The organism is Pseudomarimonas arenosa, assembly GCF_014841215.1.
In the GTDB taxonomy this organism is placed as follows: domain Bacteria; phylum Pseudomonadota; class Gammaproteobacteria; order Xanthomonadales; family Xanthomonadaceae; genus Pseudomarimonas; species Pseudomarimonas arenosa.
In genome coordinates this window covers 136,472-157,154 of record NZ_JACYTR010000008.1, presented here as the reverse complement: position 1 = coordinate 157,154, position 20,683 = coordinate 136,472, and the positions used below count along the sequence as shown (strand labels likewise).

Below are 20,683 nucleotides of genomic sequence, written 5' to 3'. Positions count from 1 at the left end.
GAACCTCCTCGGGTCAGACTACGAGAAAATTCCACTTTTGAGGACCGCTGATTTCAGGGGGGTCGCCAAGCGAGGGGCGACGCAGTTTCCGGCAGCCGACACCGACAGTAGTACCGCCAGGCATACATATCATGCGACATAATATACATTATGCGTCACTCGAGCTTGCCGCGGCTCAAGCCCCGAGAAGCTCTTCCAATTGGTCAAACTTCAGGGCCACCACATGCGCGCGTATCTCGTCCGCCAGTTCAGCATCGTGTTGCGCAATCGCATCGCACAGCGCATTGGCTTCGCGCACGTCGCCGGCATTGAGCGCGCGGCGCATAGAAGCCAACCAATTCATGGGCAGATTGCCTAGACGATCTGGCGTGATTGCGGTGCTTCGGGTGGTTGGTCGCTCAGCCTTGGCCTCGACGTCATCAAACACGAAGGACACGCCAAGATGCTCAGAAATCTTCGCGAAGATGAGCGATTCCGGAAACGGCTTGGGCACGAAATCATCGCAACCGCTGGCAAGGATCACTTCACGTTCGTGTTCCAGCACACTGGCTGATAACGCAATGATGACAACCGGTGCGCGCTGACTGGCGCGTTCTTCTTCGCGAATTCGCCGCGTGGCCTCCAGGCCATCAATTCGCGGCATACGCTGATCCATCCAGATCAGCTGTGGCTCCCAGCTTTTCCACAGTTCGATCGCTTGTTCACCGTCCGCCGCCTGTTTGACCTCGAAGCCGATCGAGACCAGCAGGTCCACCATAATGTCGCGGTTGTCTGCCACATCATCAACGACCAGGATGCGATGCCGGGCTTGGCCTGGGGCGATGCGCCGCGCATGCGGTTGCGGGCCGGCATCACCCGCTGTCGGCACTGCCTCGGCTTGAGGAAGGTGCAGACTGACCCGGAAACGGCTTCCTTGCCCCAACTGGCTCTGTACGGTGATTTCGCCCCCCATCAACCGAGCCAGTTGCTGTGAGAGTGCCAGACCAAGTCCGGTGCCCTCTCTTGATGCTTGACCACTGCTGGTCTGCACAAAGGATCCGAACAACAGCTTGAGTTCCTCTGCACCGATGCCGGGGCCAGTGTCAGACACCTCGATGCTCGCGTTGCCTTCGATCCAACTCGCGCGAACCGTTACTCCGCCTTCCACCGTAAACTTGACGGCATTGCCAAGCAGATTCAGCAGCACGCGATTCACTTTGTCGGCGTCGCCGAGCACAGCGACGGGAAAATTCTCCGTAGTGACCTGCATTCGCAATCCCTTTTCCTCAGCGCGCACGCGGACCAGATCGACGGCGTTGGCCAGCAGTTCGTGGAAATCGAAGGGAGCTTCGATCAGGGTCACGCCTCCGGCTTCGATCTTGGCCAGCGACAGCACGTCGTTGATCAATCGCAGCAGATGTTCACCACTGCGCAGGATGGTGGCGAGATAACGACGGTCCTGGGCGGAGCGATTGGGCGCGCGCTCCATCAGCTGAGCGAAACCCAGCACGCCGTTCAGTGGGGTTCTTAACTCATGGCTCATCGTGGCCAGGAAGGTGCTCTTGGCACGGCTGGCCTCCTCCGCCCTCAGCCGCTGTTGCTCGGCCGCGCGTCGTTGCGCCTCGGCCTCAGCACGCTCGGCCTCAGCCCTCGCCCTCGCCGCTTCAAGTTCCACGTGTTTGGCGCGCAGCTCGCTGGTGCGGGAAGAGATCAGTGCTTCCAGCGCACGTTTCTCCGATTCCATGTGGCGGGTGCGCCAGCGCACCAGCAGCCAGGCCGCAATACAGGCTAACAGTGCATAGGCAAGATAGGCCCAAGCGGTGCGGTACCAGGGCGGCAGAATCCCAAAGGCGAAGCTGACCTCTTCACTCAGCGTTCCGTCGGCTGCCTGCGCTCGCACGCGGAAGCGATAGCTTCCCTCGCTCAGATGGGTGAACTCGCGGTGCGCTTCGGTGGACCAAGGTGTCCAGGTCTGATCGCTGCCTTCGAGCAAGGTTTGGAAACGCGTCGCATGAGGGCCATCGAAGAACGTGGCTGCGTACTCAAAACGCAGGGCATTTTGCGCAAACGGGATCAAGGGCAAAGTCTCTGGACCCGCGCCGCCGAACAGCACGTTTGCACCGCTTGGATCGCTCACTTGTCGGATCAGTGCGTTATGCGGCTGCTCATTGGGTCGAGCGACACTGGGATCATATCGGTAGACCCCCTCATCGGTGGCTAACCAGACCACGCCGTCATCTTCGGCCAGAATGTCTTCAACCAGTTGATCCCCTATAGGTCGGAGTGGCGACGGATCCCAGCGATAGCTGCCGTCGTCCTGCAGCACTGCCACCCCCGACTCGCGCAGACCACTCGCCTCGTCTATGGAATGCATCCAGATCCGTCCCGTGGTCGCCGCGGCTGCCGTCAGCCAGCGCGGACCGTCACTGAACAGGCCATTGAAGCGAGGGTCAGGAGCAAACTGGCCAGTGGCCTCGTCAAACCGATAGTTGCCCTTGCGGGTGCTGAACAATGGTTCACCCTGAAACTCGGCCACTGCCACGTCCAGGCTCGGCAAGCCGTGTTCGACGCCAAACCGTTCGACCTGTGCCCGAGTTGACGAACCTGGTTGCCAATGCGGCGGAGGCGTCAGACGCCAAACGCCCGTGGCGTAGGTTCCTGCCCAAAGCCTTCCATCCGCACTTTCCAGCAGCGATCGAGGCTGGTCCGTCATGCCGCCAATTGCACCGTGTTCAGCCCATCGCCCATTGATGAATTGCAGGGCCTTAACGGACTTCACTCCCCCTTCCATTCCAGCGTAGACACGGGATGGTGACAGGGCGGACGGTTGCAAGGTCCAGTGAAACCCAGGCCCGATCAGGCGCGCTGAGTTGCCAAACACTTCGTAGAGGCCCTCTGAGTTTGCAACGATGAGAGAGTCGCCGACCGACAGCAGATCAAAGGACTGTTGGCCAATACCGGCAATCGGTTCGAATGCAGCCGGTGTACCCGCCTTGAGTCGAAACAGACCTTCACTCGTTCCCACATGCAACTGGCCCAGATGGCGATCGATCACTACCGCCATCCCGGGCAAGTCCGCGCGCTCGTCAAATCGGGTAATCGGAGATTCCACTTCGATGCGCGCGATGCCGCGATCCAGGGCCAGCCACAGCCCGCCCGATCGATCCTGGGCGATGTTCCAGACGGCGTTGTCAGGCAGCCCGCTACGCTTGTCATAGTGGGCCCGTAAACCACCTGCTTCATCGAGCACGTACACACCGTTGTCGTAGGTCACGACGGCCAGTCCACCGTCACGCAAGCGGGTGGCTTTGGACATTCCGTGTTGTACCAACTCAGCGTCAGCCGCGGTGCGAAATGGGCGCAGCCCTTGCGCATCGAGCAGGAACAAACCCAGAGCATCGACAGCGATCAGGCTGGTGGTCGATGAACTGACAGCATCGGTCTCCGTCCAGGGTAGCGCAAACTCGATGAACTCGTTGCCGAAACGCTCACCACCAGCAATCGAACGAAACTCGCCGTCGACCAGCTCTTGAAGGCCCTGATTCGGCACGCGCATCAACAAGCGGCCGTCATGAAAGAACGCCAGCCCAAACCGTGTTTCAGGCGTCCAGGCGTCAACCTCATCGCCTCGCAGCCGGATCAGGCTTGCGGTACTGCGAAAGTAGACGCCCTCCGGCGTGGCAATGGTTTGCCAGACATCGGTGAACTCGCGGCCATGGGACGGAACACGGTCAAGCACCGACACAAACTGCATAGAGCCCTTCGCATCAGGCGCCAGGTAGCCAATGTCGCCTACCGCCCCGACCCAAACCCGACCATCGGCGTCGACCGCCATCGATCGGACCACGGTGCCGCGTTCGGTTTTGATCAGGCGCCAACGCTGACCGTCGAACTCCAGTACGCCATCGGTGTTGCCGACATAGATGATGCCGCGTTGATCTTGTACCACCGTCCAGTTCTGCGCCGACGCGCCGTAGCTGCGGCGATCAAAATAGCGCATGAAGGGAGTGCCAACCTCCAGGTCGCGTGACTTATGTATTGGTGCGGATGCAGATTCATTCGTCGCCAAGGCACTCGCCGAGGTCAGCCAGCCAACAACAGCCAGCAGCGCCATCGCGGCTGAACTGCATGTTCTTCGACAGCCGACTGCCTCAGCAGAACGAGCGTGTCTAGTTGCCACCGGCTGAACTCGCTTCCACCCGATTACGACCGGCGGCTTTGGCTCGATACAGGGCGGCATCCGCCGCCTCTACAAGTTCGATCGATGATCGATTGCGATTCGGTCGCAAAGTCGCAGCGCCGATGCTGATGCTCACGACGGGGCCAGCAGTGGAAGCCTCATGGGGGATGGCTTGTTTCTCGACTGCAGCGCGCAACCGCTCGCCTTGTGTTGCACACTCTGCGGGATCAAGCCCAGCAAGCACGGCGACGAATTCCTCACCGCCGTAGCGGGCGACGAAATCAGCCGATCGCGACAGGGCCCCCTGCAAGGACTGGCCGACGCGACGCAGACAGTCATCACCAGCCACATGGCCATAGTGATCGTTAAAGCACTTGAAATGATCAACGTCGATCATCAGCAGCGATAACGTATCGTTCCGTCGCTCTGCTCTGCCCCACTCTCCCGCAAGCACTTCTTCGAATCGCCTTCGATTGGCCAGGCCCGTCAGGGCATCGGTCAGTGAGGATTCGGCCAGCGCTTGCTGCAAACGTCGCAGTCGAACATGCACCTGCACTCGGGCCCGCACTTCGGCAATGTGGAATGGTTTGGTGACGTAATCTGCACCTCCGGCCTCGAATGCCCGCAGCTTGTCAAACGGCTCATCCAGCGCGCTGAGGAACAACACGGGAATATCAGCCGTTTCGTGCTTGGACTTGAGCTGCCGGCAGACTTCGTAGCCATCCAGGCCCGGCATCAGTATGTCGAGCAGGATCACATCAGGGGTCTTGGAAGCCACGGCCGCCAAGGCGCGTTTGCCTGAGGTAGCGACCCGACATCGGCAATCTGCGCTTTCCAGTGCCTCGGCCAGGATTACCACGTTGTCCGGCTGGTCATCGACGATAAGTACGTCCGCGATTGCGATTGGCTGCGACTCACTCGGCTCATGCGGCATTGATCCATCTCCTGCAGGGCACAATCAGATCGCGCCTGACGTCCGCATTCTGGACAACCGATGACTCCAGCGCGTTAGCAAACAGGGTGCTCAGTGCGATCCTACGTCTCGCGCTCGGCGTCGGCAACAATGCCGTTACGCCCGCTCAAGCAACCGCCTCATCAGAGGATCCAGTATCTCGCGTCCTTTCAAGCGATCGATCCACTCGTTCGGAATGCCGGTCAAGCCAAATCGAATGCCGGCTAGTCCACCGGCTACAGCCGCGGTGGTGTCGGTGTCGTAACCGAGTGATATGGCCGCTCTGACTACCGAGGCATAGTCATCACCTTGGTCCATCGCCCAGCGAGCCGAGTCGAGAGTGTCTACGACATACCCAGAGCCGCGCGGGCTTCCCAACTCCGACTTCAGTCGAAGCCACTCTGCTTGCAGCTCATCGCTGCTGACATCGATGATGGTGTCGGCGCTGGTCACGGCCTCATCCCAGCCCCCCGCTCCCTCCAGCAATCGCCTCGCCCAAAGGCAGTAGACGGCGCAACACAGCTGGCTTCGCAGATGACCGTGGGTCGGTAAGGACTGCCGCATCGCCAATCCAAACAACTCCGTGTCGTTGCCGCGGTGCCAGAGCGTCAAAGGCAGCACGCGCATCAAAGAGCCATTGCCGTTGTCGCGCTCGCTGGCCGGGCCTGTCGTGGTAGCGGATTCGCCCTGGGCCAGCGCCGTCAGCGCGCGCTGAGTTTGAACGCCAACGTCAAAGACGCGAGCGTCCACCGCATAGGCACCTTGCTCGATCCATGCAAGTAATCGACGACCAAACTCATCAACATCCAATCCATCGCAATCGAGCAAGCTGGCGAGTAAGGCGAGCGCCTGCGCGCCGTCGTCCGACCAGGTGCCGGGCGGCGTTCCGATGTGGGCTCGCTCAAAATCAGGCGGCGGCAACATGTCGATCTCCGCCAAGGGCGGCAACATCTCTGGCCGGTGAAACTCATAGGGAACACCCAGGGCGTCGCCTATCAGCAAGCCGAACAATCCGCCGCTGACTCGATCTCGCATTGTCTCGTTCAAAGTCATTGATTGATTCTGCTATTCGAGGCTGCCAGGCCAGCGTGCAAGCCAAGGCCCAAAGCGGGTTGAACGCCCATGCTACCCGTGGGTTCAGATCTTGGCGAATTCTTGTTCAGCCGGTGCTTGTAGCCGCAGATTGCTGCTATCTCCCGCAAACAGGCAACTGGCCATCGGTAGAGGCAATGCCACCCGATCAGGCCCAGATTGAGCTGAACGGGTGTGAATTATTTCCTCCTCCTATCAGCCGCGAAGCGTGTTGCAATTGCAGCATACGGAAAGCCCGCTTTGCGGAGGTCGCACATGATTGGATTGAGCAGGTCGAAAACCGAATTGCTTGTGCTGCGTCTGGAGCAGGTGATGATGCGGGTCGAGTCTGCGTTCGAGCGCGGTGACTACGAAGCTGCCCGCAGCGCGGTGCGCAACCAACTCGAGGTGTTGCATAGCCTGCACGATGAAGGCGAGTGGAGCGAAGAGCAGATCCATCGCTATCTGGCAGAACGCGGCTTGGTGCGCTCGATCAGGGATCATAATTACCAAGAGCGAATTGGAGCGGCGCTGCGGTCGATGCACTGACGGCTTGGCTCGTTGGCAATACTGCAGCGCCAGCGCAGAAAACGCAGACTGACGACCTCGTGACGTTGCAGGCGTTGGGCCATTCGTTAGCCCAACGCTACCGAAGAGCTTCTGCAGCGCGGCGCCGAAGGCGACGTGAAGCGCCCACGAGTAAGGGTTTAGCCTGGGCTCGTCGCGCCTTGCACTCGACGCAAAGTCCTCGGTGATGAAATATCCGGGCTAGCCAGTCACCCTCACCGCCAGCCCCGATGCCTCATAAATCCGCTGTCCATCGGCCCACAGGCTGCCCGTGGCAACCACCAGCACACTGCCCGGTTCGCGTTCGAGCGCGGTGATCTCCAAGGTGGTGTGGACTTGCTTGTGATGCGGTAGCACTTGCCCGCGGTATTTCCATTGGTGCGGTTGGTCGAGGGCGATGCATTGGAAGCGGGGGTTGGGCATGCCAGCGGCAATACCGGTTTCGATGACGTAGACCTGCAGCAGTTGCAGCAGGGCTTCGAGGCCTAGAGAGCCGGGCTGCACCGGGTCTTGGAAGAAGTGGGCTTTGAAGAACCAGTCGTTGGCATCGAACTGTTTCATTGCGCGCAGTTGGCCGAGGCCGGCCGTACCCGCGTCGGGCCAGTAGCCTTGCAGGGTGTCGATCATGCGCAGCATGCGGGCTGGCAGGGCCAGGCCATCACGACCCACGTTTTCCAGGGCCAGTTCGGCAAGGTCGCGCTGGCAATTGGCTGGGCGATTGAACAGTTCGTTGTGCAGCTCAAGCTTCGGCAGTCCGGCCTGTGCCGCCAGGGCCTCGGGTGGGAAGAAGCCGAACACGGTATTGAGTTCGTACACCGACCGCTCGTCCAGTGAGCAACGCACGCGGAAGGTTTCGATGATCATGCCGGCGGTGGCCGACACGGCCAGTAGTTCCACCTCGGTGCGCAGGGTGCCTGCCCCGCCCTCGAGTTCGGCCAGCACCCTGCCCTCACCGTCGAGGTTGCGGAAGCAAAGTTCGGAGTCCACGGTGAGTGCCGAGCCGACATAGCTCGACAGCCAACCACAGGGTTGCAGGGCGGCTTCGAGCAGCACGGCGAACGGCATCCGCCGACAGCCATTGTGCTCAAGGTACCAGACCGATTCCGGCAGGTCGTATTCGGCCACCACGCGAGCGCCGGCCTGCATCACCCCGATCGGCCCCTGCACTTCGGCGATGCGGCTGATGAAGTGGTATGGCGGGCTGGGCAAGCGGGCGACGCGAGTCGGGCCATCGAAGCGCTGGTACATCGGCCCGAAGGCCTGCGATGGACGCCCGGCGGCGCAGGCCAACAAGCTGTTGTGATCGAAACGGAAGCCGCCGACTTCGGCGACTGGCCGGCCACTGTTTCCGAAGTGAGTGTTAGTCATAGAGCCCCTCTCCCCTGGTGGGAGAGGGGTTGGGGAGAGGGGGATTTCAGTCGAGCAGCGCTCACCCCTGTCCCCCAGCCCCTCTCCCGCAAGGGGAGAGGGGGGAAAGCGAACTGCCTCGGGCACGAATGGCCAATCGGGCACCAGCTGCAGTGCTACCCGGCGGGCGTGGAAGGCCTTAAGCCCATCGACCGTGCAAAGCAGATCGGCGTACACGGTCGGCATGGGGCCGGCGATCAGTTCCTCCACAAACACTTCGGTCACCAGCCGCTTGGAACTCGGCAACACCTGGCCGCGGCATTGCAGCTGATACGGCAGCTCAGGCACCGGCTGAAAACGCCAACCATCGCGCTTCAGGGTGTGGCCGCCAGCGGCCAGATAGAAGGCCAGCATCTGCAGGCAGCCCTCGAACATCAGGGTGCCGGGCATGCACGGGTCGTTCTTGAAGTGTCCGTCGAAGAACCAGTGATCCGGCCGAACATCGAGTTCCGCCCGCAGGTAGCCACGGCCCCAAGGGCCGCCCTGGCAGTCGAGATCGGTGATGCGATCCTGCAGCAGCATCGGGCCAGACTGGATGTTGGGGCTGCGGGTATGGGTTTGCGCCAGCTCGAATCCTGGCCCAAAGCAGCCGTAGGCATCGCCTTGAGCGAATGCCTCAAGCTGATTCCGATCAAAGCGCGACCGCGTACAAGCCACCGCCGGCGGATCGAGCTGCGGTGATTCGACGATCTTCTGATCGGCAGGCGACCACAGGCAACCGGCTGATTCGGCCAGCTCCTGATCGCTGAAGAAACCGGCCTGCCCTTTGCGCACCGATAGCTGCAATCGATCACCGTTGTGGCAATCGTAATGGAAGAACATCAGCCGCACGTCGCCCTGTACGGCATGTCCATCGAGTTCGATCTCGAAACGCAGGGTTTCCCCGACGGCCGGCAAATCACCGTGGTAGGTAAGCTCACAGCCCAGTAGTCGATACACCCGTTCGCCACGGTTGAAACGATCGACACCAAGGTAGGAAATCAGCATCAGATCAGCCTGCCCGGCTTCGATCATCACTCCGGCCGGCATGCGGCCGTGATGCAGATACCAGGCATCGGGCCTCACATCGGTCTCAGTCCAGATGCGCCCGGTACGCATGGAATCGGGCTCGGCGTCGATGCCAGTAACCCGATCGGCCAACAGCAGCGGCGGTAACGGCATGCGCACCTGACGGGCGTAGGCATCCTGGTGCTTGAACTTGTCACCGAACAGACTGGAGATGGCACCGCCAGCGTGGATCAACAGCTGATCGCGACTAAAGCGAGGGCCGGTCGGGGAATGTGCGAGTTGCGGCGCTTTAGCGAGTTGTTCCACAGGCTTCGTCGTCGGCCTGGCGTCATTGCTGGCGACATCTGCTCTGCAACTAGGTGAAACGACATGCTGCGTTGGCTGGGTGAGTTGCGCTGCGACAACCGGTGCGGGCCCCTGCTCAACACGGGGCTCGCGAGTCGTGGTGGCACCAAGCATGAGGCCTGCACTCATCCCCCCCTGCCCCGCGGCCTGCAGCAGCTGCTGTGTTGCGCGTTCGCGCAGGGCCAGGAAGTGTTGATGGGCTTCGGCCTGGCGACGCAGGAACTTTGCTTGCAGCTGCGCCAAGGTCTGCTGATGGGCACGCCATTGGATCAGTGCGGTGGAGTCGATAGTTGAGTTTGCGGTGGCGGCCGATTGCTGTGCGGGCGAAACTACGGGACGTGTTTGATCTAGCTTCCGCGCCTCCCCCCCTCTTCCCAACCCCTCTCCCCGGGCGGGAGAGATCGATGCGCACTGATTTTCGCGCACCGGCTGGTGCCCCGGAACTCCCTCCCCGATGTTCGGGGAGGGCCGGGGTGGGGTTAGGGAGCCGATCTTTGCCTGCCCAGGGGCCTCGCATAGCGAGGTTCCTGGGTAGGGGCATCGAAGAGCAGGCGATTCAGCCGTTCGCCCCCGGGAGAGGGGCTCCAAAGCATGATGGTCGCGCGCATCAACCCGAAGCACCGACGGCAACGGCGGCGCCGGCAGCATGCGCTGTCTGCCATCCACTGCCTTCGGGCTATCGATGGCAAGCCGCACTGGCGCCGGATGCGCATCGAAGCGCAGCCAGCGGCCTTCTTTGTGCGCCGGCTGCTGTTCGCTTTGTAGTGCGTCCAGGCAAACATCGACGCCTGCAGCGATCAGGGCCGCTGCGACGTGTAGCACGGCGTCGACGCCCTGCCCCTTGCGATCCAGGCTGAGCACCAGGGCGTCTCGATCGTCCAAGGCGGCGCGAATGGCGCGGGCATAGCTGCTGCCGGGGCCGTGTTCGATGAAGATGCGAATGCCATCGTCCCAGGCGCGCAAGATGGCCGGACGCAGATCGAGAGGATTCAGTGCCTGCTGCAGAATGGCCTGCGCGCAGCGCTCCGAATCGGCTTCGTAGCTCTCACCCCAGGCGCTGGAATACAGTCTTCCGCTGCGCGGTGGCTGCGACTCCCGGCGATGCAGGCTCAGCCATTCCTGTTCCACTACCTGCAGTTCCGGCACGTGCACAGCCAGGGCGTAACTCATGCGCAGGCAATGACTGCGACCGATGCGTTCCACAACGCGCGCGCAGCCGTCAGCATCACCGGCGATGATGCACTCGGCTTCGCTGTGAATGATGGCAACATGCACGTCGGCTTCCAGCTCGACGGCTGCCCTGACCTGCTCAAGCGGCGCCAGCACCGACCAGTTCTGCCACTGCACCGCTCGGCCCCAGGCGCGGCTGACGGCGTCGAACCGGCCGCCGATCTCGCGCTCCATCAGGGCCGAGGCGTGCATATCGCGCATCAGGCCATCGGCGTCGCGCCAGACATCGGCGGCAAACAGGGCATTGGTTTCGCCCGACGAATAGCCCAGCCAGGCGTCGGCTTGCAGGCGCAACAGGTTCTGGCTGAGATCGGCGTGAATCTGGCTCAGTGCCGAAGCGCCCTGCAGTTGCTGCAATGCAGTGGGCGTTTGATCTGGATCACGATAGGCCCAGTCCAGGCCTTTCGCGAGATCCGGGCTTTCCTTAGCCAGTCGATCCATCAATTCCGGCAACTGAGCCAGCAGTTCGGCGCCCATGCCATGATAGGCGGCCCCGGCGCCGGTGAAGGCAAAGGCCAAACCGCCGGTTAGCGGGCGTTCGCGGTAGTAGATGCCGGGCGTGGTGATCTGCCCTGATTGCAGTTGCTCGATGGCTTGTTGGCGCAGCGTGTCGAAGCGATCGGGGGGGCAGACTATGGTTAGGCGGGCTTGCTCACCCGTTTCGCGTAGCTGCGCCCGACCCGAACCCCAAACCCTCTCCCGAGGGGAGAGATCGATGCGCACTGATTTTCGCGCGCCGGCGGGTGCCCCGGAACTCCCTCCCCGATGTTCGGGGAGGGCCGGGGTGGGGTTAGGGAGCCGATCTTTGCCTGCCCAGGGGCCTCGCATAGCGAGGTTCCTGGGTAGGGGCTCTTGCGCGTGGCGGTCTGCACGCAGCGCGTCGATCAATCCTTGCCTATCGTCTGCGGCGAAGACAAATAGTTGTTGGTTGCGGGATGCTGCGGGGTAATGGCTGCGCGACTCTGACATTGCCTCAGCGCTCGATCCAAGCTCAAGCTGGATTTGGCGTGCGGCTTCGGGGAGCCAGGGCTTGCCATCGCCCCGCCGTCGATGATGCAGCATCAGCACCGACGCCATTGCGTTCAACAGGCCTTGGGCAGCATAGGCGTGGCCGAAGCGGTGTGCTAAGTCGGGTACTACATCGCGAACCTGCTCGCGACTGACCGGATCACTCGGCGGGTCGAAGATCGCCAGTATTCGATTGCCGTCGCGTTCGGCATCTTCGAAGCGCTTCAGCACACCGACGACGGCGGCATCGGCGGCCGGCAAGGGCAAGCCTAGCGCCTCACTGGCGGCGATGTGCACCGGCTCGTTGCTGAAGTCGACGGCGCCGACTACGGCGGCGTCGACTTCGCGGCGTCGCAGTGACGAAAGGGCAAGCTGCAGACCGACCAAGCCGGAGTCGAGACCGGCCTGCACAGTAAAGCCTGGCCCCAGGAGATCGAACTGCGAGTTCAGACGGTTGGCGGGGATATTCGGCATGCAGCCGAGCACCGCCGCCGATTGCAAGGCCGGCACGATGGCATCTCGCTGTGCTGAACGGGTGTCGCCGCAGCGCCAGCGCAGACCGTAGCGCGCCACTTCGGGATCGGGCTCCATGCCAATGTACACCGCGGTTTCCGTACCGCTGGTCACTCCGGCCTCATCCAGCGCTGCTCGGGCGAGCTGCAGCACGGCCAGCTGTTGCGGCAGGGTTTGTTGCAGATCCTTGGGCGGCAGCCGCAAGCCATCGACACAGAGTTCAATCGCCGCCTCGCTGTCGTCTTTTCGCGGATGCTCACTGCCGAACAGGGCGTTTGCGAACTGCTTGCGGTCGGTACAGCCGGCGGCACGGCAGGCCAGTGCCACCAGCGCGATGCGGCCGGAAGGCCGTTCCATTTCCCCCGGTTCGATCGAGGGGTGGTCTTCGGAGACCAGCAGATGCGCATTGTTGCCACCAAACCCAAACGCCGAAACGGCGGCCACGCGCGGTGCAGTGGCCGGCCAGGCTTCACGCTTGGTCAACAAGCGAAACGGTGTGTTGGCAAGGGATGGATTGATCTGATCGACATGCAAGGTTGGCGGTCGCTCACCGGCGCGCATGGCTTCCAGCACCTTGATCAGGCCGGCGGCGCCCGCAGTGGTGATCAGATGCCCGAGATTGGATTTCAACGAGCCGATCGGTAATTGCTCGACGCCGGCATATTCGGCGGCGGTGCTACGCAGCTCGGTGGCATCCCCCACCGTGGTGCCGGTGGCATGGCATTCGAGCATGGCGACATCGGAAGGAATCAAGCCCGAGCCCTGAAAAGCACTACGGATCGCCCGGCGCTGGCCCGCCTCATCGGGCACCAGCAAGCCCTTGCCACGTCCATCGTTGGACAGGCCGATGCCTCGAATCACGCCATGAATCGTATCGCCATCGCGGCGCGCATCCTGCAGTCGCTTGAGGGCGAAGAAGGCGGCGCCTTCGGCCGGCAATAGGCCATCGGCATCGCGATGAAACGGCCGCGACCGGCCGCTGCGACTCAGCGCATTGAGGGCAGCGAAACCCTGGTGCAGGAACAGATCATCGGCCCGTTGCACCGCACCGGCCAACATCAGATCGGCACTGCCCTCCTGCAAGCGATCGCAGGCCAGCTTCAGCGCATACAGCGAACTGGCGCAGGCGGCGTCCAGGCAGTGGCTGCCGACACCGAGACGCAGTGCGCGTTGCAGCAGGTCCGCAGCGCCCGAGGCCATGAAGCGATTGCGCGGGTCGATCTGGCCGCGACCGGTCCACACCGATTCGGCATACGCCGCCATCTGCTCACTGGGAAAACCCAGGTTGCCAAACACCGCACCGCTGCGCGTGATGTCGACTGACTTCGCCTCGGCCAGGGCCAGACGCGCGCAGTGCAGTACCCAGTGGAACAGGGTGTCGAGTCCCTCGAGCTCAGTCGCGGGAACGGCAAAGCCGCTTGGGTTCCAGACGGATTCAAAGCCTTGTACGTAGCCACCGCGATCGGACCAGCAGCGGTCGGGCTGCGGGCTGTCGGCTGAACACAGGACTTGATCGCGGCTGACTTTCCAGCGCTGGTCTGGCACTGACTGGACGAGATCGCGGCCGGCTGCCACCGCCTGCCATAGTGCCTCCGGTGACAAGGCGCCAGGCAATACGCAGGCGCGGCCGACGATGGCGACGGGGGCGAAGCGGTGGTTGCGGGCTGAGTTCATTCTGTCGGTTGGCTTGATGCTGTGTTGGAGCGATTCTGGTGCGGGATGAAGCTTCTCTCTCTCACCCCAACCCCTTCCCCCGCCAGGGGGAAGGGGCTTAACAGAGGGCTCAATTGGAGCAAGCTCTGAATCTTGAGCAACATGAGCTCTCTCTCCTGGAGGGAGAGGAGTTGGGGTGAGGGGGACGGGCTAATTCACACCCTTGGCAGCGCATGATTCTGCACACCCAGCAGTTCCACCAATCGCCTGCCCTGGCTGTCGTTGAACACGATGTCGGTGGTGACGGCGGCGTTGCCGACATTCCGACGGTAGGCGGTGGCGGAGATCGGTCCGTTGGCGGGCGCGCTGGCGTAGTTTCTGACTTCTGCAATGGCGGTCGGCAGATTGGGACCGCCCAGCATGCGCTGCCCGTAGAGCACCGCCAGCTGCAAACCACCGTCGAGTGCGGCGACGTCGAGTTGCCAGGCCTCCTTGTCCCACCCGGCTTGCTCAACCCCACGTACGGTCGCCCCACCCCCCTGATCCGACATGCCATGCACGGTTTCAATCAGCTCGAACTTGCCGCGGTGGAACAGCAGGTCCTGATACAGCGGCTGGCCATCCCAGGGTTGCAATTCGATTTCGGGCAGTGGCGCAGCGGGCTGTTCTGCCGGGTCGCCGAGTTCGGCTCGGGCACTGTAATACGGCGTGCCGTAGGCATCCTTGACCAGCAGTTGCAGTTGCGTGCCGGGCGCGTTGACTGAACTGGCTTCGATGATGAAGCGGTCGCCCTCATCTTCAAAACCGCCAAGGCGAATGCCCTTGAGCACCTTGAAATCATGCAAGGCCTTCAGACTCAGCCCGGGGCGGAAGCTGCGTGCGGCGCGAGAAAGCCATTCCGCCACCAGCACGGCCGGCACCACCGGCCGGCCCTTGACGGCGTGGCCCTCAAGATAGGCGTGCGATGTGCGATGGACTTTCAGTTCCAGCGACTGAACCCGTGCAGACGCGCCTTTGGACAACAAGGACTCGGGACGAGGCGCACCACCCAGCACCAGTTCCAGCGCCTGCGGCCGGCCATCGGCAAGTTCGTCGACAAACATCTTGGCACCGACGTCTAGAGGCAGAAGCGGAACGCCTAGTTCAGCAAACTTCAGCTTCAGCGCCGGGTGCACCATGCCGCCCTCCCACGGCCCCCAGCCAAACGATTTCACCCGCAGGCCGGGGCGGCGTTGCGCTTCGGCGGCGGCGACCTTGGCCAGCACTTCATTGGCCATGGCGTAATCCGCCTGGCCACTATTGCCGCAACGTGCGGAGACCGAGGAAAACACGCACAAGAGCTGTAGCGGATCCTCGGCGCAGGCGTCAAGCAGGACTTTCAACCCGCCCACCTTGGTATTGAACACCTGATCGAACTGCTCATCGGTCTTGTCGACGATCAGCTTGTCGGCCAGCACACCGGCGGCGTGAATCAGCGCCTTGGGTGCGCCCCAGTCGGCGCGCAGATCGGCCAGCATCGCCTGCACGGCTGAACCATCATCGACATCGACCGACACATAACGTGCTTCGGCGCCCTGCCCTTCGATGGCCAACAGCGTGGCACGCACTTCGCGTGCACTCAGCACAGCACGAACACGCTGGTTAAGTTCCAGCGGTGAGATATGCTCGGCGCGGGATTGCGCGTCGGCCAGGAGTCGCGCTTTCAAGCCAGCCTCATCCAGCACACCTTCGCAACAGGCGGGTTCATCGACCAAGGCAGTGCGACCAAGCAGAACGTAGCGGGCTTTGCAGCGCTCGGACCAGTGTCGAATGCAGGCGGCGGTGACGCCGCGCGCACCGCCCGAGACCAGGACCACATCGCCGTCCTCGATTGGATACTCATCGCCCTGCACCGTCGCAGCCACACTGAGCAGGGTCTGGCGCGGACCCTCCACCGGCAGAGCAACCTCGATTTCTCCACCGCCGCCCAGCAACTCAGCCGCCAGTGCCGCGGCCAGGGCTTCGGGCTCACGCCCGCCGCGCTCGATGTCGATGGCCTTCAGGGCGGCCTTTGGCCATTCGAGTGCCGCAGTCTTGACCAGGGCCGGCAGACCGGCCGCCCATGCGCGCCGCTGATCGATCGGCCCCAGGCCAAAGCGGCCGCCGGTGTCCTGCACAGTCACAAACAGGCCCGGCAGATTCTGGTGCGCAGCACCGACCTGTCGCGCCAGCTGAAAGGCTTCGCGATTCACCGCGATCGCTGCATCAACGGACTCGAACTCACGCAAGCCGCCGAGGAACACGCAGGCCGAGGCCGATACGGGCGGGGCATCGCTGGCCAGAGCATTCACGCCTTGGCGGCGCAGCGCATTGGCCAGCGCCTGATCGAGCTGACTTCCGCCGCCACAGATCCACACCCGATTGCCGCCCAACAAGCCGGGCATGGCGAGCCCGGTGGGCGGCGCGTCGATCAGACGCAGCTCATAACGTCCAAGTTCGGCGGCGGCTGTCTGCGCGCGCTGAGCGGTCGGTTCGGGAGCCGCGGCCTTGGCGGTAGGCGCCTCCGTGCGTCCGCGCAAGTAATCGACAATTTCCCGCAGGGTATGCAAGCCGGCGAGATGGCCTCGATCCAGTTTCGGCAGGTCGGGCGCGCGCTCATCGACGGCGGAAAGAATCTCGACGCGTTTAATCGAGTCGATGCCAAGATCACTTTCGAGATCCATATCGAGGCTGAGCATTTCCAGCGGATAGCCAGTCTTGTTGGCCACCACATCAAGCATGACAGCTTCAAGTTCCACTGTGTTGGCAGCCGGCCTGGCCGCTTGCGGCGTGACTGCCACAGCGGCTGGCGCCATGCTGGCCCCGAGCTGCCGGCTGAGATAGTCGACGATCTCGCGCAGACTGTGCAGACCCGACAGATGAGCTCGATCCAGTTTGGGCAGATTGGGCGCGCGCTCGTCAACGGCGGAAAGAATCTCGACGCGCTTGATCGAGTCGATACCGAGATCGCTCTCGAGATCCATATCGAGGTTCAGCATCTCCAGCGGATAGCCAGTCTTGTCGGCCACCACGTTCAGCATCACGTCTGCCAGATCCACGCTGGGCAGTTCCTGATTGCGCGGTGCGGCGGCCGTCGCCGACTGCGTCGTCTGCCGTCCGAGGTAATCGACAATCTCGCGCAGCGTGTGCAAGCCTGCCAGATGTGCCCGATCAAGCTTGGGCAGCTGCGGCGCGCGCTCATCGATGGCCGACAGAATCTCGACCCGTTTGATCGAATCAATGCCAAGATCGCCTTCCAGGTCCATCTCCAGGTTAAGCATCTCGATCGGATAGCCGGTCTTGTCGGCCACCACCGACAGCATCAAGGCTTGAAGATCCACGGCGGGCGCAGCTACCGGTGGGAGAACCGCCGCCGTCAAGGTTGCCGGTGGCACGCTGATGGGCACAGCCGGCGCAGGTGCGGGAGTCGGCAATGCATTCACCCCGCCCATAACCATCGGTTGCGCTTCCACAGCGGCGCTGCTGTAAAGCGAGGGTGCCGGGATGGATTGCACGCCTGCCACGGCCGGCGCGCCCAACAGCGCACCCAGCTGATTCAGTGAAGTCTCGGCCATCCGCAGGTAGGCGTTGTGGCTGTCGAACATGGCCTGCTGGAAGGCCGCATGCGCCTCTGCCGTTTGCCGCTGACTGTCCTGAAAGGCCTGAATCCAGCTATCGGAGACCGGCATGGCGGAGGGCATCGAAGGGGCTGAGACAGCCGAGTTCGCCGCGTGGCTGAACGCGGTGGGTTCCGCGGTGGAAGGACTGTTCGTCGGTGGCGGGGGCGTCGGTCGTGCGGGATTGGGGGCAGGCAAGGTCGTTGGATCCAATGGCGGATAGGGTTTTCCGACATTGCTGCCGGAAATTGAAATGGCATGCTTGCTGCGTGCAGCGGCGACTTGCGGCTCGCGCTCGTCGGCGAACAGAGCAGGCAGGTTCATCGGCACGCCCAGCGCTGCCAGGCGCACAATGCCTTGCAAGAAGGCTTCGACGCCATCGCGGCCTTTGCGATCCAATGCGATGGTCTGGTGCGGGCGTTCGCCAAGAATCGCGGCGATCAGTCCGCTCAACACAGCGCTTGGCCCGACCTCGACAAAGCAGCGTGCGCCGGCCTGATACATCGCTTCAATCATCTCGACGAAGCGAACCGGGCTAGCGATCTGCTCAGCCAGGCGTTGCCGCGCAGCCGTGCCATCGCTAACACTGGCGGCACAGACATTGCTGTACGTCGGGCAGGAGGGATTGGCAAAATCGAGCGCAGCCAGCGTCTCGGCAAAGGGCGCGCAGGCCGCGGCCACAATGGGCGAATGAAAGGCACTGGCTACCGGCAAGCGCTTGCCTTCCACCCCTTGACGCACCAGCAAGGCTTCGAATGCCGTGATTGACTCCACGCTGCCAGAGACAATCACCTGCTGCGGAGCGTTGTGATTGGCCACCACCAGATCGGAGGCTGCTTCTTCGATCAAGGCCTGCACTCGTTCGATCGGCAGACCAAGGGCGAGCATGGCGCCGGGTTTGGCGGCGGCATCGCGCATCAGCTCGCCACGTCGGCGTGCCAGGCCGAGCAAGCTCGACTCGTCATAAACGCCGGCTGCGTGCAGGGCGGTCAGTTCGCCAAAGCTGTGCCCGGCCATGTGAGCGGCCGCAACCCCAAGTTGCCGCAGCAGCGCCAACATTGACAGCGAGGTCGCGCCAATGGCCGGCTGCGCCCACTCGGTGGCGGTGAGGCGCTGGCGATCCGCCTCACGCTCGGCGCCCGTGAAGGATGGGCGCGGAAACACCAGGTGATGCAGTTTCGAGGTCGGATCGAAGTCGATCGCCGCTGCCCGATCCCACACGGCCCGTGCCGCCGGAAACCTCATCGCCAGATCAGCCCCCATGCCGGGGTACTGACTGCCCTGCCCGGGAAATACGAAGGCCAGATCACCGACCATCGAGCCAACGCCATAACTCATGCCGTCCGCTCGCGTCCAACTCTGGGCCGGATCCGCCTCGATGCGTTCAAGCGCATCGGCAAGGCGGACATGCAACGGCTGCGCGTCCGTGGCCAACCAGACCAGCCGGTACTCAGCGCTGGCGGAAAACTGCTGCAGCGATCGATGCGCCAGCACCGAGACTGAGAACTGGCTGACCCGCAGATCGCGCAATTGCTTTAACAGGTCTCTTGCGCTGTCTGCAGAGAGGGCAAACAGCAACGGCGCGGCCGGGGCGAAGCGCTTGGCCGGTTTGCCCGCACCGCAATACTCCTCGACCGTGACGTGAAAGTTGGAGCCACCAAAACCAAAGGCGCTGACCGATGCCCGTCGCGGATGCGCTGCATCACGGATCCATGGGCGCGACTGCGTGTTGAGATAGAAGGCACTGTTCTCAAGGCCCAGCTTGGGGTTGGGGGCGTCTATCTTGATGCTCGGCGGCAACACCTTGTGATGCAGCGCCATCACCGCCTTGAACAACCCTGCCGCGCCGGCAGCCGCCTTGGTATGGCCGATCTGACTCTTTACCGAGCCCAGGGCGCACCATTGCTTGCGCTCAGGCGCTGCCTGATCGAACACCATGCGCAGTCCATCGAACTCGGCCACATCGCCGGCCTTGGTGCCGGTGCCGTGCGCTTCCATCAGTTCCACCGTCTCCGGCCCATAGCCCGCTTGCTGGTAGGCCCGCGAGAGAGCCTGGGCCTGGCCCGCCGAAACCGGGGCATAGACCGATTTTGCCCGCCCATCTGAAGAACTGCCGACGCCGCGTATCACTGCATAGATTCGATCGCCATCGCGCTCGGCATCCTTGAGTCGCTTCAAGGCCAGCATGCCCAGACCTTCGCCCAGCATGGTGCCGTCCGCCGCCGCACTGAACGGGCGGCAGTCGCCACTGGCGGATAAGGCCGGCGTCTTGGAGAAGCACATGAACATGAAGATGTCGTTCAAGGTGTCGACACCGCCGGTGATCACCACGTCGCTCTGACCAAGCTGAAGCTCGTTGATGGCCATCGACAGGGCACTGAAACTCGATGCGCAGGCGGCATCGGTAACGCAATTGGTGCCGCCGAGATTGAGCCGGTTGGCGATACGGCCAGCCACCACATTGCCGAGCAACCCAGGGAAGCTCGATTCCTGCCAGGGCACGTACTGCGCGGCGATACGATCGCAGGCGGCCTGCACTTCATCTTCCGGAAGACCGGTTTCGCGCAGGGCTTTGACCCACACCGGACGCTGCAGACGCGACACCATGGAAAACAGCAGTTCCTGCGCACTGGTCACGCCGAGGATGACCGACATGCGCGAACGATCCATCGTTTCGAACTGATCTCCGGCGGCGTCCTGCAGCACCGCCTGCGCCACAATCAATGCCAGCAGTTGCGAAGTATCCGTGGCAGGAATGTTTGACGGCGGCAGGCCGAAGCCGAAGGCATCGAAGTCGATCGGATCGAGGAAAGCGCCACGACGGGCATAGGTCTTATCGGGAGCGCTGGGATCGGCGTCGAAGTAGTCGTCCACCAACCAGTGGCTGGGTGGCACATCGCCGATCAGATCGCGCCCGGCCAGGATGTCGCGCCAGAAACCCTCGGCATCGCTGGAGCCGGGAAACAGCGCGCTGGCGCCGATGATGGCGATCGGCGCGAACGGCGGCGGCTGAAAATCGGACATGGCTTACCTCAGGTTGCCGGAGCAACGGTGGAACAGTATGTATTGAGTTGACGGGCGCAGAATTTGCTGCACCCAAGGCGCATCCCATGCGCTTGCCAGGGAATCTCTGAA

At 62.8% G+C, this 20,683-nt stretch carries 6 protein-coding genes; 1 reads left to right on the top strand and 5 read right to left on the bottom strand.

Annotated features, from left to right (window positions below):
• Positions 1-175 precede the first annotated feature (175 nt).
• The 3 genes from IFO71_RS06450 to IFO71_RS06440 form a co-directional block, all read right to left on the bottom strand.
• The gene (locus IFO71_RS06450) at positions 176-3,979 is read right to left on the bottom strand and encodes a hybrid sensor histidine kinase/response regulator (protein ID WP_192028719.1); all 3,804 of its coding nucleotides are present in this window, start codon (positions 3,977-3,979) and stop codon (positions 176-178) included.
• 169 nt (positions 3,980-4,148) lie between these two features.
• Positions 4,149-5,093 carry a diguanylate cyclase gene (locus tag IFO71_RS06445; protein ID WP_192028718.1) on the bottom strand — a complete coding sequence of 315 codons (945 nt, stop codon included), beginning with the start codon at positions 5,091-5,093 and terminating at the stop codon, positions 4,149-4,151.
• Positions 5,094-5,228: 135 nt separating this feature from the next.
• Positions 5,229-6,146 (bottom strand): ADP-ribosylglycohydrolase family protein, encoded by a 918-nt coding sequence (locus tag IFO71_RS06440; RefSeq protein WP_225444439.1) that lies wholly within the window; start codon positions 6,144-6,146, stop codon positions 5,229-5,231.
• A gap of 312 nt (positions 6,147-6,458) precedes the next feature.
• Here IFO71_RS06440 and IFO71_RS06435 point away from each other — a divergent pair, with 312 nt between their 5' ends.
• Entirely contained in the window at positions 6,459-6,731 is a 273-nt protein-coding gene (locus IFO71_RS06435) for a hypothetical protein (RefSeq protein WP_192028716.1), read from the top strand.
• Between the two features lie 219 nt (positions 6,732-6,950).
• Here IFO71_RS06435 and IFO71_RS06430 read toward each other — a convergent pair whose 3' ends face one another.
• Positions 6,951-13,934, bottom strand: a complete 6,984-nt coding sequence (locus IFO71_RS06430) for a type I polyketide synthase (RefSeq protein WP_192028715.1) — start codon at positions 13,932-13,934, stop codon at positions 6,951-6,953.
• Between the two features lie 194 nt (positions 13,935-14,128).
• Positions 14,129-20,572: a type I polyketide synthase gene (locus tag IFO71_RS06425; RefSeq protein WP_192028714.1), complete on the bottom strand. Its 6,444-nt coding sequence runs from the start codon at positions 20,570-20,572 to the stop codon at positions 14,129-14,131.
• Between the last annotated feature and the right edge of the window lie 111 nt (positions 20,573-20,683).

Excerpts from the sequence above, each read along its gene's own strand:
- IFO71_RS06435 (WP_192028716.1), top strand. The coding sequence starts at position 6,459 with ATGATTGGATTGAGCAGGTCGAAAACCGAATTGCTTGTGCTGCGTCTG.
- IFO71_RS06450 (WP_192028719.1), bottom strand. The coding sequence starts at position 3,979 with ATGCGCTATTTTGATCGCCGCAGCTACGGCGCGTCGGCGCAGAACTGG.
- IFO71_RS06445 (WP_192028718.1), bottom strand. The coding sequence starts at position 5,093 with ATGCCGCATGAGCCGAGTGAGTCGCAGCCAATCGCAATCGCGGACGTA.
- IFO71_RS06440 (WP_225444439.1), bottom strand. The coding sequence starts at position 6,146 with ATGCGAGATCGAGTCAGCGGCGGATTGTTCGGCTTGCTGATAGGCGAC.
- IFO71_RS06425 (WP_192028714.1), bottom strand. The coding sequence starts at position 20,572 with ATGTCCGATTTTCAGCCGCCGCCGTTCGCGCCGATCGCCATCATCGGC.
- IFO71_RS06430 (WP_192028715.1), bottom strand. The coding sequence starts at position 13,934 with ATGAACTCAGCCCGCAACCACCGCTTCGCCCCCGTCGCCATCGTCGGC.